Here is a 14,405-nt window from a genome sequence, read left to right as displayed (position 1 = left end):
CATGATTACACCAATCGAGTTATTAGGTAAGGAACTGAAAAGAGGATTTGGCTATAAAGCTATTGAAGTCGATGAATTTCTGGAGGAAGTGGCCAGAGATTACGAGAAAGTCTACAAAGAAAATAACGAACTGAAAGAGAGAGTCTCAGCCCTTACAGAGAATCTCGACCATTACCGTGTCATCGAAGAGTCATTGAAAAAGGCACTGGTGCTTGCGGAGGAAACTTCCAAGGAGACGATCGCAAATGCCGACAAGGCGGCCAAAGCCATGGAAGAGCAGGCTGAGATGGAAGCCAGGGAGATCTTAGAAAAGGCCAGAAGAGAAGCCGAGGATTTTGCAAGGCAGGCGAGAGAGGCATTTGATAAAGAAAACCAGGAAAAGCTGGAAGAGATCGCTTCTCTGGAAAAACAGATCAACAAACTGACCGGGGATTATGTGTCATACAAATCCAGAATGATGCAGTTTATCAACGGGCAGCTGGATTATCTGAAAAATCCCGTATATGATCTGGAGATCACAAAGAAATCAGAAAAAGAAGAGACAGAGGCAGCGGCTGCTGAGGAGCCTGAATATGATGGAAGAGAGTAAGCTTAGCGTCAGGGAACAGGGGAAAAAAATATACGATATCTATTTCAGGGACTCTTTTGATGACCTGACAGAGGCACTCTCTGAGGCCGGACTGTTAAACAGAAAAGTGTGCATTGTGACAGAGAGCAATGTGGCGCCGCTCTATTTAAAAGAGTTGTATGACTTGCTAAACCCTGTCTGTACGAAAGTGACCACATTCAGCTTCAGTGCCGGAGAAGCCCGCAAGCAGTTAAAGACCGTGGAACATTTATATGAGCAGCTGATCCGGAATCATTTTGACCGGAAGGACCTGATTGTGGCTCTGGGCGGCGGTGTGGCGGGAGACATGGCCGGGTTTGCCGCAGCGACTTATTTAAGAGGGATCGATTTCATTCAGATTCCGACGACTCTGCTTTCCCAGGTGGACAGCAGCATTGGCGGAAAGACCGGCGTGGATTTTATCCAGTATAAAAATATGATCGGAGCTTTTCACCAGCCGAAACTTGTATATATTAATGTAAATACGCTGAAGAGTCTTCCGGAACGGGAGTATGTTTCCGGAATGGCAGAAGTGATCAAACATAGTCTGATCAAAGATCAGGCTTATTACTGCTGGATCAGAGACCATAAAGATCAGATTCTCTCGAAAGATCCGGATACAATGCTTGAGATGATCCGAAAAAGCTGTGATATCAAACGGCAGGTTGTGGAGGCAGATCCGAAAGAGCAGGGAGAGCGTGCGCTGTTAAACTTTGGACATACGCTGGGGCATGCAGTGGAGACACTGATGGATTTTTCACTGCTCCACGGAGAGTGTGTGGCGATCGGGTGCCGTCTCGCCCTGAAGATCTCCAGAAACCGCGGTATGATTTCTGAAAAAGAAACAGAGGAAATATGTGCGCTGTTTGATGCCTTTTCCCTGGATCAAAGGTTTGACAGGCTGACGCCGGAACGGATCATTGAGACAACAAAATCCGATAAGAAGATGGCAGGCGGACATATCCGTTTTATCCTTTTAAAAAGGATCGGGGAGGCCTGTATTGACCTCACGGTCAGCGACGAAGAAATGATGGAAGTATTAGAGGAAGAGCTGAGATGAAGCAGATAAAAGTGTTTGCCGCGATCGCAATTTTTCTGGCCGCAGACCAGATTTCAAAGGCAGCGGCGGTGATGTCCCTGAAAGGGAGAGAAGGGATTTCAATCCTGAAAGATATATTTGAACTTCAGTACGTGGAAAACAGGGGTGCGGCTTTTGGAATTCTTCAAAACCAGCAATGGCTGTTTTTTGTTATCACAGTGCTTGCTGTGGCGCTGCTTACATTTGCTTATTCTAAGCTTCCGGATGAGAAAAAATACCGTCCGCTCCGCTTTTGCTATGTTTTTTTATGTGCCGGAGCCGTCGGCAATCTTATAGACAGAATTTTCAGGGGATATGTGGTGGACTTTTTCTACTTTAAGCCGATCAATTTCCCTGTGTTCAACGTAGCTGATATCTATGTGACAGTATCTATGGCAGTACTGTTTTTTCTCATTCTTGTTTATTATAAAGAAGACGATTTTGCATTTTTGGAAAAAAGGAAACAGGGCTGATGGAACAAGAGAGACAATTTACAGTTTCGCAGAAAGAGACTGGCAGCAGACTGGATGTCTGTCTGGCCGGAAGGTTCCCTGAATTTACAAGATCCTATTTACAGAAGCTTTGCAAAGATTCAGCGGTGCTGGTAGATGACGCTGAAAAAAAGAGCAATTATAAAGTCCGGGAAGGGGAACGGGTCATTTTGAAGGTTCCGAAGCCGACGGAGCTCTCCATTAAGCCTGAAAAAATGGATCTGGACATTGTCTATGAAGACCGGGACATTATTCTGATCAATAAACCCAAGAACATGGTCGTTCATCCGGCACCTGGCCACTATGAGGGCACTCTGGTTAACGGGCTGATGGAACACTGCAGGGATGAGCTGTCGGGGATCAACGGGGTACTGCGCCCCGGCATCGTCCACAGAATCGATAAGGATACCACAGGAATTCTCATCGTCTGCAAAAACGATATGGCCCACCAGTGTCTGGCAGAACAGCTGAAGGCTCATACGATCACAAGGCGATATCACGCCATTGTCTATCACAACATAAAAGAAGAATCAGGAACAGTGGATGCACCGATCGCAAGGAGCAGGAAAGAGCGAAAAAAGATGGCCATAGACCGGGAGGCCGGCAGGAGAGCAGTCACTCATTACCGGGTGCTGGAACGCCTGAAAGAAGGTTTTACCTACATCGAATGCAGCCTGGAGACGGGAAGGACCCATCAGATCCGGGTGCATATGGCATCCATCGGACATCCGCTTTTGGGCGATACCGTCTATGGTCCGAAAAAGTCTAAGTATTCCCTTGAAGGGCAGTGTCTTCACGCCAAAGTCCTCGGGTTTACCCATCCGAGGACGAAGGAATACATGGAGTTTGAGGTGGGGCTTCCTGCATACTTTGAAGAACTCTTAAAACGTTTAGGTTAAAGAAAGGAAATCAGCATGGAAATTGGATTTATCGGATGCGGAAACATGGCGAAGGCCATGATTTCGGGAATTCTTGCGGAAGGGACATTTACAAAAGACGAGATGATCGCTTCCGGGCCCTCTGAGGACAAAATGAATCAAATCTCAGAGCAGCTAGGCATAACAACAACGTCAGACAACATAAAAGCGGCGAAGAATTCAAGAATCATTGTTCTGTCTGTGAAACCGCAGATGTATGATAAGGTGATCCGGGAGATTCGGGACGAGGTCGGCAAAGACCAGATCGTTGTCACTATTGCGGCAGGACTTTCTATGGAGACTGTGGAGAGAAGCTTCGGAAAAGAAACAAAAATCATCCGTACCATGCCGAATACACCGGCTCTGGTAGGGGAAGGCATGACCGGCATGTGTATGAATCCATATGTTGAGGAGGAAGAAGCACGGGAAGTCCGGAAGATTTTTGAAAGTTTCGGGAAGGTAGAAATTGTGGATGAAAAGCTCATTGACGCGGTTGTCGGTGTCAGCGGAAGTTCACCGGCCTACGTCTATATGTTTATCGAGGCGCTGGCGGATGCTGCGGTGCTCGGAGGGATACCGAGAGAAAAAGCATATACCTTTGCTGCCCAGGCAGTGCTGGGCAGTGCAAAAATGGTTCTTGAGACAAAGGAACACCCCGGGAAATTAAAAGATGCGGTTTGTTCACCGGCGGGAACTACTATTGAGGCAGTCAGAGTACTGGAGCAAAAAGGACTCAGGAGCGCTGTCATAGAAGCAGCTAATGCAGCTGTGGAAGTGAGCAGAAATATGTAAATGATCCTTTACAGGGGATTTTTTCTGTGATATACTCATCAAGTTGACCGGTACTCAGATTTCGGACATCTCCGACCAAGTCTTAGTATCTGGCGGCTATTTCATATAATTTAAGGAGGAAACAAAATGATTTCATCAGAAAAGAAAAAACAGATCGTTGCAGAATTCGGAAGGGATGCCAATGACACCGGTTCACCGGAAGTGCAGATCGCGATCCTTACAGCAAGGATTGAAGAACTTCAGGAGCATTTTGATATGCACAAGAAGGATCACCATTCCAGAAGAGGTCTGTTAAAGATGGTAGGTAAGAGACGTAATCTTTTAGCATACTTAAAGAATAAGGATGTTGCTAGATACCGTGCGCTGATCGAGAGACTCGGACTGAGAAAATAGCAGAATTATGGGGACAGGAATTCAAATTCCTGTCTTCTTTTTTTCATTCAGTTGTGATACAATAAAAAAGTTGTGAAAGACGTATTCCGAGACTACTAAGGAGTCCACAGACTGTGCTGTGGACCGCTTAGTTGTTTCGGCGTCTTTTAAATATTGTTTTAAGGAGAATTAAACATGGTAAAAAAATTTAGTATGGAACTTGCAGGCAGGACTTTGACCGTAGAAGTGGGGCGTGTGGCGGCACAGGCAAACGGTGCGGCATTTATGCACTACGGAGACACCGTTGTCCTCTCGACAGCTACGGCTTCCGATAAACCGAGAGACGGAATTGATTTCTTCCCGCTGAGTGTCGAATATGAAGAGAAACAGTATGCAGTGGGTAAAATTCCGGGAGGATTTTTAAAGAGAGAGGCAAGACCTTCTGAGAATGCGATTCTCACAGACCGTGTAATCGACCGTCCGATGCGTCCTCTGTTTCCGAAAGATTACAGAAACGACGTACTGCTGGACAACCTTGTTATGTCCGTAGACCCGGACTGCAGCCCGGAGCTTACCGCAATGCTCGGTTCAGCTATCGCGACATGCATTTCTGATATTCCTTTCGACGGACCTACCGCATCCACGATGGTCGGATTGATTGACGGAGAGTTTATCATCAATCCGACGGCGGCTCAGAAAGAAGTATCCGAGATGTCACTGACTGTGGCCTCTACGAGAGAAAAAGTTATCATGATTGAGGCTGGCGCCAATGAAGTGCCGGAAGATATAATGATTGAGGCGATCTTTAAAGCACATGAGGTAAATAAAGAGATTATTGCATTCATCGACACGATCGTTGCAGAATGCGGCAAAGAAAAGCATGAATATGAGCATCATGAAATCGATCAGGAGATGTATGAGGATATGGTTTCCTTTATTACACCGGAAGCCATGGAAGAAGCGGTCTTCACCGATGAAAAACAGGTGAGGGAAGAAAATATCCGCGGTATTGAAGATAAATTAGCAGAGCGCTATGCCGACAATGAAGAGTGGCTGTCTCAGATCGGGGAGGCTGTGTATACCTTCCAGAAGAAGACCGTGAGAAAAATGATCTTAAAAGATAAAAAGCGTCCGGACGGAAGGGATATCACGGAGATCCGTCATTTGGCGGCAGAGGTTGACTGTCTGCCGAGAGTCCACGGCTCTGCACTGTTCCAGAGAGGACAGACCCAGGTTATGACCGTGACCACTCTGGGCTCTCTTTCAGAAGCGCAGAGACTGGACGGCATGGATCAGGACGAGACGAGCAAGCGCTACATGCACCACTATAATTTTCCTTCCTATTCCGTAGGAGAGACCAGACCGAGCAGAGGTCCGGGACGAAGAGAGATCGGACATGGAGCGTTGGCAGAACGTGCACTGATACCGGTGCTTCCGACAGAAGAAGAGTTCCCGTATGCGATCCGTACCGTATCTGAGATCATGGAATCCAATGGTTCCACATCCCAGGGAAGCATCTGTGCATCTTCTCTGTCTCTGATGGCAGCAGGTGTGCCGGTCAAAGCGCCGGTAGCCGGTATTTCTGTAGGACTGGTGACAGGAGACAGCGACGATGATTATCTGATCCTCACCGACATCCAGGGTCTGGAAGACTTTTTCGGAGACATGGACTTTAAGGTGGCAGGAACCGATAAGGGAATCACAGCCATCCAGATGGATATCAAGATCCACGGACTTACAGACCAGATTATCCGTGAAGCGATCGCAAGGACAAAAGAAGCGAGAACCTATATTCTTCACGACGTTATGAATCCGGTCATCGGAGAAGCGAGAGACCATGTAGGAAAATATGCGCCTAAGATCTCCCAGTACACCATTGATCCTGAGAAGATTTCCGAAGTCATCGGCAAACAGGGCAAGACGATCAATGCTATTATTGATGAGACCGGCGTGAAAATTGATATTGATGAGTCCGGAAGAGTGGATATCTTAAGTGAAGATCAGGAAATGATTGATAAAGCGATTGGTATTATTAAATCTATCGTGGAACCGCTGAATGTGGGCGATATCTATGAGGGCGAGGTCGTGAGAATCATGCAGTTCGGTGCCTTTGTACAGGTTTCACCGAACAAAGACGGACTGATCCATATTTCCAAACTTGCAAAAGATCGCGTGGAGAAAGTGGAAGATGTGGTCAACATCGGGGACCGCGTAGCCGTCAAAGTACTGGAAATTGACAAGATGGGCAGAATCAACTTAAAACTGGAAGAAAAATTATCATAGGGAAGAATATGAGACGAAAAGCACAAGCGTTTGGCATCCTGGCAGTGTTTGCGGCTGTGATGACTCTTACAGGATGTGCAGACAAAAAATCAGATAATGTAAAGCGGATCGGAATTCTGCAGCTGGTAGAACACGATGCGTTAAATGACGCCAGAAAAGGATTTGTTGACGGCCTGAAAGAAGACGGATACGTGGACGGCAAAAATATTGAGATTCAGTATAAAAACGCCCAGAATGATCAGTCCAACTGTCAGACCATCGCTTCCCAGTTTGTCGGGAACCGGAGTGATCTGGTGCTGGCCATTGCAACACCGGCTGCACAGGCTATGGCTACGGAGACGAAGGATATTCCGATCCTTGCCACGGCAGTGACAGACCACCAGGCTGCCAAGCTGGTAAAGGATAATAAAAAACCGGGTACAAATGTGTCGGGAACTTCTGACATGGCCCCGGTGAAAGAACAGATAGGGCTGATCAAAAAGCTGGTGCCGGAGGCAAAAAAGGCGGCGTTTCTCTATTGCTCTGCGGAAGCAAATTCTGTGCTTCAGGTAAAACAGGCCCGTTTGGCGGCTGAGGCACAGGGCTTTGAGACGATGGATGCCACAGTGTCGGAATCCAGTGAGATCCGGCAGGTTGTGGAGTCTTTAAAAGGCCGGGCAGACGTTATCTATGTGCCGACGGACAATATCATTTCCGCCAGCATGAATACTGTCAGCATGGTGGCCAATGAGGCTAAGATCCCGGTGATCGTTGGAGAGGAAGCTCTCTGTACGGGAGGCGGGCTTGCAACATACGGCATCAATTATTACCGGCTCGGAAAGCAGACCGCGAAACAGGCGGAAGAGATACTGGAAGGCAGGAAAAAGATTTCTGAACTGCCGGTAGGATATCAGGATCAGTATGATCTGATCATCAATGAAGACCAGGTGAAAAAACTGGGGATTCGGGTTCCGGATGAACTGAAAAAAACAGCCAAGTTCGTTAAAACACAGAATAAGAGCAAATAGAGAACTGCTCCGGGAGACCGGGGCAGTTTTTTGTTTCATAGGAAAGTTTGCCCTATGGGATAAAAACGCTCCGCGGGCTGTACACAGATGCATAGGGAAATCATTTGACTGCATCAAATTGAATCTGGTACGCGAAGTTGTCAAGCCCCTCAAAGATTGAGGGGTTGGGGAGTTCAAGCGGCTTGCCCACTTTGTTCTCTGCTTGACAATGAGGAACGGCAGTGCTATAATTTAGCACATAAAAGCGTTGAAGTGATGACGCAACAACAAGGACGGAGGACAGAGTTATGAGATTAAAGAAGTTTATGGCAGTGGGGCTTGTAGCCGTGATGAGTGCAGCGGTACTCTCCGGATGCGGGGGAAGTGACAAGAAAGACGAGGCAAAAAAGGAACAAAAGAAGATCGGCGTTGTGCAGCTTACCGAGCACGCAGCTTTAGATGCGGCTTACAAAGGCTTTAAAGAAGGCCTTGAGGATGCCGGATATAAAGACGGAGATAAGATCAAGATTGAATATAAGAATGCTCAGAATGAGCAGTCCAATTGTCAGACCATCGCATCTCAGTTTGTCAATGACAAGTGTGATCTGGTTCTGGCGATTGCCACACCTGCGGCTCAGGCGATGGCGAATGAGTCAAAGGATATTCCGATTCTGGTGACAGCCGTGACAGATCCGGCTGCATCAAAACTTGTAAAGAGCAATGATGAGCCAGGCAACAACGTTTCCGGAACTTCAGACCTGACACCAGTGAAAAAGCAGATGGAACTGTTAAAACAGATGCTTCCGAAAACAAAGAAAGTAGCTATGTTATACTGTTCAGCAGAAGCAAACTCAAAGATCCAGGTCGCTATGGCGAAGAAAGAAGCAAAGAAGTTAGGATTTGAGACCATAGATGCTACTGTATCCGAATCCAGCGAGATTCGTCAGGTAGTGGAATCCCTGAAAGGGAAAGCGGATGCCATCTATGCGCCGACAGACAATCTGATCGCAGCCGGAATGAATACCGTGTCTATGGTAGCCAACGAAGCCAAGATTCCTGTTATCGTGGGAGAAGAAGGTATGTGCACCGGCGGAGGCCTTGCTACATACGGAATCAACTACTACGAACTTGGAAAACAGACCGCTGCGCAGGCAGTCAAGATCTTAGAGGGCAAAGCAGAGACAAAGACAATGCCAATCGAATATCAGAGCAATGCTGATTTGATCATCAACAAAGATACCGTAAAGAAGCTGGGAATCAAGGTTCCGAAAGATTTAGAGAAAAAAGCTAAGATGGTGACAACGATCACAGAAAAGAAAAAATAAATCTACCGTAATAAATGATAGGTATATAAGCTGTCTTCTTTCATGGAGTGAAAGAAGACAGCTTTTTTCTTCAGGAGAATTAGTCCGCCTTTTAAGAAAGAAAATGGCAGTTATATTCATGGACAGCTTTCTCAGAACTTCACTGGTGCAAAGTCTTAAATCGTGGTATAATAAATTCTCGTGGACAGTAAAGTAAGAAAAGGAGAAGAAGAATGGATTTAGCAGTAAACATGCAGAGTGCGATTGCCCAGGGTACACTGTGGGGAATCATGGCGCTTGGTGTCTATATTACATTCAGGATATTGGATATTCCGGATTTGTCCTGTGAAGGTACGTTTGCCCTTGGGGGATGCATCAGCGCAGTTATGATCGTAAAAGGAGTGAACCCTTTTGTATCTCTTGTCATCGCATTGGCGGCGGGAATGGCGGCAGGAGCAGTTACCGGATTTTTACATACGAAATTAAAAATCCCTGCGATTTTAGCCGGTATTCTGACAATGATCGCCCTGTATTCGGTCAATATCCGCATCATGGGACAGCCAAACACATCACTGCTGGGAGAGGATACCGTATTCACCCAGGCTATTGATGCGCTGAAACTGGACCAGACGATGGCAACTCTGCTCGTTGGAGCAGTGATCAGTATTTTTGTGGTGCTGTGCATCTACTGGTTCTGCGGCACAGAGATCGGATGTGCCCTGAGGGCGACCGGAAACAATGAATATATGGTCAGGGCTTTGGGGGCTAATACGAATACATCAAAAGTCATCGGCCTTGTCATTTCCAACGGGATGATCTCCGTCTCAGGTGCTCTGGTCGGACAGAGCCAGGGATACGGTGATATTAAGATGGGGACCGGAGCCATTGTCATCGGTCTGGCATCCATCGTGATCGGAGAAGTAATCTTTGGAAAACGGTTTAATTTCATGTATATACTGGCTTCTGTCGTGTTTGGCTCTGTCATTTACCGCATGATCATTTCACTGGTGCTGTATATGGGACTCAGCACAGACGATATGAAGCTGTTTACGGCATTAGTCGTAGCGTTAGCTCTGGGTATCCCGGCGATCAAGTCCAGATACTCCCAGAAAAGAATTCCTGGAAAAGGAGGGAACACCGCATGTTAAACATCATCGATGTGCACAAGACATTTAATAAAGGCACGGTCAATGAAAAGAAGGCGCTGGACGGGATCGATCTTCACCTGAATCCGGGGGATTTTGTGACTGTGATCGGAGGCAACGGGGCAGGCAAGTCAACGATGCTGAACATGATCGCAGGCGTATATCCCATTGACCAGGGAACTATCCTTCTGGACGGCAAAGACATTTCGGACCTGCCGGAGCACAAACGGGCCTATATGCTTGGGCGTGTGTTCCAGGACCCTATGATGGGAACCGCAGCCGGCATGGAAATTCAGGAGAATATGGCCATGGCTCACCGCCGTGGGAAGAACCGCGGCCTGCGCTGGGGCATTACAAAGAGCGAGAAAAAGATGTATAAAGAAAAGCTGGCGATGCTGGACTTGGGACTGGAGGATCGTCTTACCTCAAAGGTAGGCCTTTTGTCCGGAGGACAGAGACAGGCCCTGACACTGCTCATGGCGACACTGAACAAGCCGAGTCTTTTGCTCTTAGACGAGCACACTGCGGCTCTGGACCCAAAGACGGCGAAAAAGGTATTGGAACTTACGGAGAAGATCATCGCAAGAGACAGTCTGACCGCTATGATGGTAACTCATAACATGAAAGATGCCATACGCATCGGAAACCGTCTGATCATGATGAACAGCGGCAGGATCATCTATGATGTTTCAGGAGAAGAAAAGAAGAACCTGAAAGTTGCTGATCTTCTGCAGAAATTTGAAGAAACCAGCGGGGAAGATTTTGCCAACGACAGAATGTTATTATCATAAGAGAAAGGAAGAATCATGAGCGATTATAAAATTGAGACAAAATGTATCCAATCCGGATGGGAGCCGAAAAAAGGGGAACCGAGGGTGGTGCCGGTTTATCAGAGCACTACATTTAAATATGACACAAGTGACCAGATGGGACGCCTTTTTGACCTGGAGGATGCGGGATATTTCTATACGAGACTTCAAAATCCTACCAACGACGCGGTGGCGGCAAAGATCTGTGATCTGGAAGGCGGAGTGGCGGCAATGCTCACTTCTTCCGGACAGGCGGCCAACTTTTATGCCATCATGAACATCGCGGAAGCGGGAGATCATATCATCTGTACAACGGCTCTGTATGGGGGGACCTATAATCTGTTTGCACATACCTTAAGGAAGATGGGTGTGGAAGCAACGTTTGTAGATCCGGAGGTCAGCGAAGAAGATTTAAATGCGGCGTTCAGAGACAATACAAAGGCCGTGTTCGGAGAGACGATCTCAAATCCTTCTTTAGTCGTTCTTGATTTTGAAAAGTTTGCAAAAGCGGCTCACGGACACGGAGTTCCACTGATTGTTGACAATACATTTGCGACACCGATCAACTGCCGCCCGTTTGAGTGGGGTGCCGATATCGTTACCCATTCCACAACAAAGTATATGGACGGCCATGCAGTATGTGTGGGAGGAGCCATCGTCGACAGCGGAAACTTTGACTGGGATGCACAGGGTGATAAGTTTGCATGCCTTACCCAGCCGGATGAAACGTACCATGGCGTGGTTTATACAGAAAAGTTTGGTAAAGGAGCCTATATTACAAAGGCAACGGTCCAGCTGATGCGGGATCTGGGCTCTATCCAGTCGCCTCAGAACGCATTTTACTTGAACATCGGTCTGGAGACTCTGCACTTAAGAGTGGCAAGGCACTGTGAGAATGCAAAGGCTGTTGCTGCATGGCTCAGGGACAACGATAAAGTCGCATGGGTACACTGTCCGATGCTGGAAGGTGATGAGGCTTATGAGAGAGCACAGAAATATATGCCAAACGGAGCCTGCGGAGTTATTACGTTTGGCCTGAAAGGCGGCCGTGAGGCATCCATCCAGATGATGGACAGCTTAAAGCTGGTAGCCATCGTAACACATGTGGCAGATTCCAGAAGCTGTGTGCTGCATCCTGCCAGTCATACCCACCGTCAGATGAATGACCAGGAACTTTTGGAGGCGGGAGTACAGCCGGACCTGATCCGTTTCAGCGTGGGAATCGAAAATGCTGAGGATATCATCGCAGACCTTGACCAGGCGCTGAGGCAAGTGAAATAAATACGAAATATAATATAGTGCCCGGAACTTTCTGAGAGGAATTTTTCCGGGCATTATTTATACGTTTAATTTCTGAGAAACAGAAAGGTATACAGCATCTAAAAGTAATCGAAAGAACACATCAAAGAGACATAAATTTATTTGCCCGCATTGCCCAAAATAGGTATGATATGCTTTCTTTGGACAAAGTAATAAGTTTTATTATAAAGGAGATTATATGGATATTTGGGCAAATACAGTATTGACAGATAAGGGGAGAGCATTACAGTTAAAACTTTTGCAGGGGCAGACATTGCAAATTAACAGAGCGGTAACAGGGGCGGGCAAGGTCCCGGAAGTGAATCTTCGCCAACAAACAAATGTTACAGAAGGGGGATATGAGATTAATTTGCAGCCTGTAAGAATAGAAGGGGAAAAATTAATTATTCCGGTGATGCTTGAAAATTTAGGACTGCAGCAAAGCTATAATTTGTGTCAGGTTGGATTCTATGCCGAAGATCCGGATGAAGGAGAAATTTTATTCTGTCTTGCTCAGGCATCTCATGAGAAATATATTCCTTAGAAATCAATAAAATTACTGAAACATTAAGTAATGTAGATTCTGTATTAGATCAAAAAGCAGACTGTACTGATATAGAGATCCAGGCAGAAAGGATTGCTAATCTTGTATCTTTTGCTACGGCATGTCTTGAAGCTGATAAGATATTGACGCAGACGGCATCCAAGCTGAATTTAACAAGAGGCGCAGACAGATATGGAAATTTAGATTTTTATAATCAGGGAATCCGCTGTCTGAAAGACGGTTATATCATTGTTTCTGCACAAGTCCGCTGTAACAGTAACTTTAATGATGGGGATACAATCACAATAAGAGTGTATCGAAATGCAGTGGACAGCGGTTATTCTCAAAATCGGATGTCAGGTAACAGCTACAATGTAATTCATTTTTCTCCACTGGTTATTAAGGTTCTTGCAGGTGATACGATTTATCTCTATGCAGATAACGGATCGGGCAGCCGCGGCACTGTTTCCAATACTTTTACGAGGATGACAGTGCTGCATTTTTGTGTCTGATAAAAAAATAATAACAGGTATCAGATATTATGCAGTTGGGGATATTGAACGTATGGGGGTAAATATCAATGTGCGGACGTTTTTTTATTGATGAACAATCTATACGTAAGGCAGAAAATCTTGTAAAAATGATCGATCTGAGCCTGGCAGGCAGAAGAGAAATCTTTCCGTCACAAAAGGCGCCGGTTATCTTTAAACAGGGAGAAGAGTATGCAGAAGAACTTTTCAGCTGGGGATTTTCCCGCTTTGACAAAAAGGGGCTGATGATCAATGCACGGTCTGAGACCGCTTTGGAGCGGAAAATGTTCAGAAAAAGCCTGTTGGAGCACCGATGCCTTATTCCGGCGGCAGGATTTTATGAATGGGACAGGGAGAAAAATAAAATTGCTTTTTTTAAAGAGACATCTCCGGTCATATTTATGGCCGGCTTTTACAGGCCGGATCAAGACAGCAGCAGATTTGTCATATTGACAACCAAAGCAAACCGATCGGTCAGGGGGATACATGAACGGATGCCCATGATAATTGAAGAAAGACACATCGAGAATTGGTTCGGTAATGAGACGTTTGAACATCTGCTGCATATCGAACCTGAGAGCTTATCCCATGTAGCAGCGGAAGCAAAAAATTAGAAAATCCCAGGACACTGTTTGTCCTGGGATAAACCTTATTCTGAGATCTTAAGACCAGCTTTCTCGGCTAACTTCAGAACTGATTCCCTGGATACTTTCTTTCCTTTGTATTCAATGAGATCCTCCATCTCCCCGGTAAAGATGTCTGCCGGCTGATACTTCTTAAGCAGAATTGTATCCTCATCTACAAAAATCTCCAGGGGATCTTTATCTCCCACACCTAAATTTCTCCTCAGTTCGATTGGTAAGGTAATACGCCCCAATTCATCGAGTTTTCTCACAACACCTGTACATTTCATTTATGACTCCTCCTATGTATTTTGGTGCTTTTATTATAAAATATCTACGAAATATTTCCAATGGAAAATAATACAAGCAGGGCAAAGGGCGGAAATACAGCAATAAATTATTGAAACTTCATAAATCAAAAAAACCGAAACACCGCATAAATACGATGTTCCGGTTGTATGACCCCAACGAGAATTGAACTCGTGATTCGACCTTGAGAGGGTCGCGTCTTAACCTCTTGACCATGGGGCCGTTTTGCTGTCACCTTTATCTATTATATAGGTTTTTTAGAAAAAGTAAAGACAAAATTTAAAATTCTTTGTATATTTTTTCAAACATAGAAGAA

At 46.0% G+C, this 14,405-nt stretch carries 16 protein-coding genes and 1 tRNA gene; 15 read left to right on the top strand and 2 right to left on the bottom strand.

Annotated elements, in window-relative coordinates:
- The first annotated feature begins 1 nt into the window (after nucleotide 1).
- The 15 genes from DWV34_RS03355 (at nucleotide 2) to DWV34_RS03285 (ending at nucleotide 13,771) form a co-directional block, all read left to right on the top strand.
- Complete coding sequence (locus DWV34_RS03355; RefSeq protein ID WP_009290519.1) at nucleotides 2-589, top strand: DivIVA domain-containing protein; 588 nt, start codon at nucleotides 2-4, stop codon at nucleotides 587-589.
- Nucleotides 576-1,667 (top strand): 3-dehydroquinate synthase, encoded by a 1,092-nt coding sequence (gene aroB, locus DWV34_RS03350; protein WP_118475572.1) that lies wholly within the window; start codon nucleotides 576-578, stop codon nucleotides 1,665-1,667. Before DWV34_RS03355 ends, aroB begins: the two co-directional genes overlap by 14 nt.
- The gene (gene lspA, locus DWV34_RS03345; protein ID WP_006565811.1) at nucleotides 1,664-2,158 is read left to right on the top strand and encodes a signal peptidase II; all 495 of its coding nucleotides are present in this window, start codon (nucleotides 1,664-1,666) and stop codon (nucleotides 2,156-2,158) included. Before aroB ends, lspA begins: the two co-directional genes overlap by 4 nt.
- Nucleotides 2,158-3,075: an RluA family pseudouridine synthase gene (locus tag DWV34_RS03340; RefSeq protein ID WP_118475481.1), complete on the top strand. Its 918-nt coding sequence runs from the start codon at nucleotides 2,158-2,160 to the stop codon at nucleotides 3,073-3,075. Before lspA ends, DWV34_RS03340 begins: the two co-directional genes overlap by 1 nt.
- A 15-nt stretch (nucleotides 3,076-3,090) precedes the next feature.
- Nucleotides 3,091-3,885, top strand: a complete 795-nt coding sequence (proC, locus tag DWV34_RS03335) for a pyrroline-5-carboxylate reductase (protein WP_006565809.1) — start codon at nucleotides 3,091-3,093, stop codon at nucleotides 3,883-3,885.
- A 126-nt stretch (nucleotides 3,886-4,011) separates the two neighbouring features.
- Nucleotides 4,012-4,278: a 30S ribosomal protein S15 gene (gene rpsO / locus DWV34_RS03330; RefSeq protein WP_006565808.1), complete on the top strand. Its 267-nt coding sequence runs from the start codon at nucleotides 4,012-4,014 to the stop codon at nucleotides 4,276-4,278.
- 174 nt (nucleotides 4,279-4,452) lie between these two features.
- Nucleotides 4,453-6,540: a polyribonucleotide nucleotidyltransferase gene (locus DWV34_RS03325; protein WP_009290523.1), complete on the top strand. Its 2,088-nt coding sequence runs from the start codon at nucleotides 4,453-4,455 to the stop codon at nucleotides 6,538-6,540.
- An 8-nt stretch (nucleotides 6,541-6,548) separates the two neighbouring features.
- Nucleotides 6,549-7,547: an ABC transporter substrate-binding protein gene (locus DWV34_RS03320; RefSeq protein ID WP_009290524.1), complete on the top strand. Its 999-nt coding sequence runs from the start codon at nucleotides 6,549-6,551 to the stop codon at nucleotides 7,545-7,547.
- 287 nt (nucleotides 7,548-7,834) lie between these two features.
- Nucleotides 7,835-8,851, top strand: coding sequence for an ABC transporter substrate-binding protein (locus DWV34_RS03315; RefSeq protein WP_118475479.1), 1,017 nt, complete (start codon nucleotides 7,835-7,837; stop codon nucleotides 8,849-8,851).
- A gap of 212 nt (nucleotides 8,852-9,063) precedes the next feature.
- Complete coding sequence (locus tag DWV34_RS03310) at nucleotides 9,064-9,978, top strand: ABC transporter permease (RefSeq protein ID WP_009290526.1); 915 nt, start codon at nucleotides 9,064-9,066, stop codon at nucleotides 9,976-9,978.
- Nucleotides 9,972-10,766, top strand: a complete 795-nt coding sequence (locus tag DWV34_RS03305; protein WP_006565802.1) for an ABC transporter ATP-binding protein — start codon at nucleotides 9,972-9,974, stop codon at nucleotides 10,764-10,766. Before DWV34_RS03310 ends, DWV34_RS03305 begins: the two co-directional genes overlap by 7 nt.
- A 15-nt stretch (nucleotides 10,767-10,781) precedes the next feature.
- Nucleotides 10,782-12,065: an O-acetylhomoserine aminocarboxypropyltransferase/cysteine synthase family protein gene (locus tag DWV34_RS03300; RefSeq protein WP_009290527.1), complete on the top strand. Its 1,284-nt coding sequence runs from the start codon at nucleotides 10,782-10,784 to the stop codon at nucleotides 12,063-12,065.
- Between the two features lie 217 nt (nucleotides 12,066-12,282).
- Nucleotides 12,283-12,627, top strand: a complete 345-nt coding sequence (locus DWV34_RS03295; protein WP_118475477.1) for a hypothetical protein — start codon at nucleotides 12,283-12,285, stop codon at nucleotides 12,625-12,627.
- A 143-nt stretch (nucleotides 12,628-12,770) separates the two neighbouring features.
- Nucleotides 12,771-13,139: a hypothetical protein gene (locus DWV34_RS03290; RefSeq protein ID WP_009290529.1), complete on the top strand. Its 369-nt coding sequence runs from the start codon at nucleotides 12,771-12,773 to the stop codon at nucleotides 13,137-13,139.
- 68 nt (nucleotides 13,140-13,207) lie between these two features.
- The gene (locus DWV34_RS03285; protein ID WP_022261012.1) at nucleotides 13,208-13,771 is read left to right on the top strand and encodes an SOS response-associated peptidase; all 564 of its coding nucleotides are present in this window, start codon (nucleotides 13,208-13,210) and stop codon (nucleotides 13,769-13,771) included.
- A gap of 35 nt (nucleotides 13,772-13,806) precedes the next feature.
- Here the strand turns inward: DWV34_RS03285 and DWV34_RS03280 are convergent, their stop codons facing one another.
- Nucleotides 13,807-14,070 carry an AbrB/MazE/SpoVT family DNA-binding domain-containing protein gene (locus DWV34_RS03280; protein ID WP_009290531.1) on the bottom strand — a complete coding sequence of 88 codons (264 nt, stop codon included), beginning with the start codon at nucleotides 14,068-14,070 and terminating at the stop codon, nucleotides 13,807-13,809.
- 169 nt (nucleotides 14,071-14,239) lie between these two features.
- Nucleotides 14,240-14,311, bottom strand: a tRNA-Glu gene (locus DWV34_RS03275).
- Nucleotides 14,312-14,405 lie beyond the last annotated feature (94 nt).

The organism is Anaerostipes sp. AF04-45 (assembly GCF_003461725.1).
In the GTDB taxonomy this organism is placed as follows: Bacteria; Bacillota; Clostridia; order Lachnospirales; family Lachnospiraceae; genus Anaerostipes; species Anaerostipes caccae.
This window is presented reverse-complemented; position numbering and strand designations above follow the sequence as displayed.

Excerpts from the sequence above, each read along its gene's own strand:
- DWV34_RS03355 (WP_009290519.1), top strand. The coding sequence starts at position 2 with ATGATTACACCAATCGAGTTATTAGGTAAGGAACTGAAAAGAGGATTT.
- aroB (WP_118475572.1), top strand. The coding sequence starts at position 576 with ATGGAAGAGAGTAAGCTTAGCGTCAGGGAACAGGGGAAAAAAATATAC.
- lspA (WP_006565811.1), top strand. The coding sequence starts at position 1,664 with ATGAAGCAGATAAAAGTGTTTGCCGCGATCGCAATTTTTCTGGCCGCA.
- DWV34_RS03340 (WP_118475481.1), top strand. The coding sequence starts at position 2,158 with ATGGAACAAGAGAGACAATTTACAGTTTCGCAGAAAGAGACTGGCAGC.
- proC (WP_006565809.1), top strand. The coding sequence starts at position 3,091 with ATGGAAATTGGATTTATCGGATGCGGAAACATGGCGAAGGCCATGATT.
- rpsO (WP_006565808.1), top strand. The coding sequence starts at position 4,012 with ATGATTTCATCAGAAAAGAAAAAACAGATCGTTGCAGAATTCGGAAGG.
- DWV34_RS03325 (WP_009290523.1), top strand. The coding sequence starts at position 4,453 with ATGGTAAAAAAATTTAGTATGGAACTTGCAGGCAGGACTTTGACCGTA.
- DWV34_RS03320 (WP_009290524.1), top strand. The coding sequence starts at position 6,549 with ATGAGACGAAAAGCACAAGCGTTTGGCATCCTGGCAGTGTTTGCGGCT.
- DWV34_RS03315 (WP_118475479.1), top strand. The coding sequence starts at position 7,835 with ATGAGATTAAAGAAGTTTATGGCAGTGGGGCTTGTAGCCGTGATGAGT.
- DWV34_RS03310 (WP_009290526.1), top strand. The coding sequence starts at position 9,064 with ATGGATTTAGCAGTAAACATGCAGAGTGCGATTGCCCAGGGTACACTG.
- DWV34_RS03305 (WP_006565802.1), top strand. The coding sequence starts at position 9,972 with ATGTTAAACATCATCGATGTGCACAAGACATTTAATAAAGGCACGGTC.
- DWV34_RS03300 (WP_009290527.1), top strand. The coding sequence starts at position 10,782 with ATGAGCGATTATAAAATTGAGACAAAATGTATCCAATCCGGATGGGAG.
- DWV34_RS03295 (WP_118475477.1), top strand. The coding sequence starts at position 12,283 with ATGGATATTTGGGCAAATACAGTATTGACAGATAAGGGGAGAGCATTA.
- DWV34_RS03285 (WP_022261012.1), top strand. The coding sequence starts at position 13,208 with ATGTGCGGACGTTTTTTTATTGATGAACAATCTATACGTAAGGCAGAA.
- DWV34_RS03280 (WP_009290531.1), bottom strand. The coding sequence starts at position 14,070 with ATGAAATGTACAGGTGTTGTGAGAAAACTCGATGAATTGGGGCGTATT.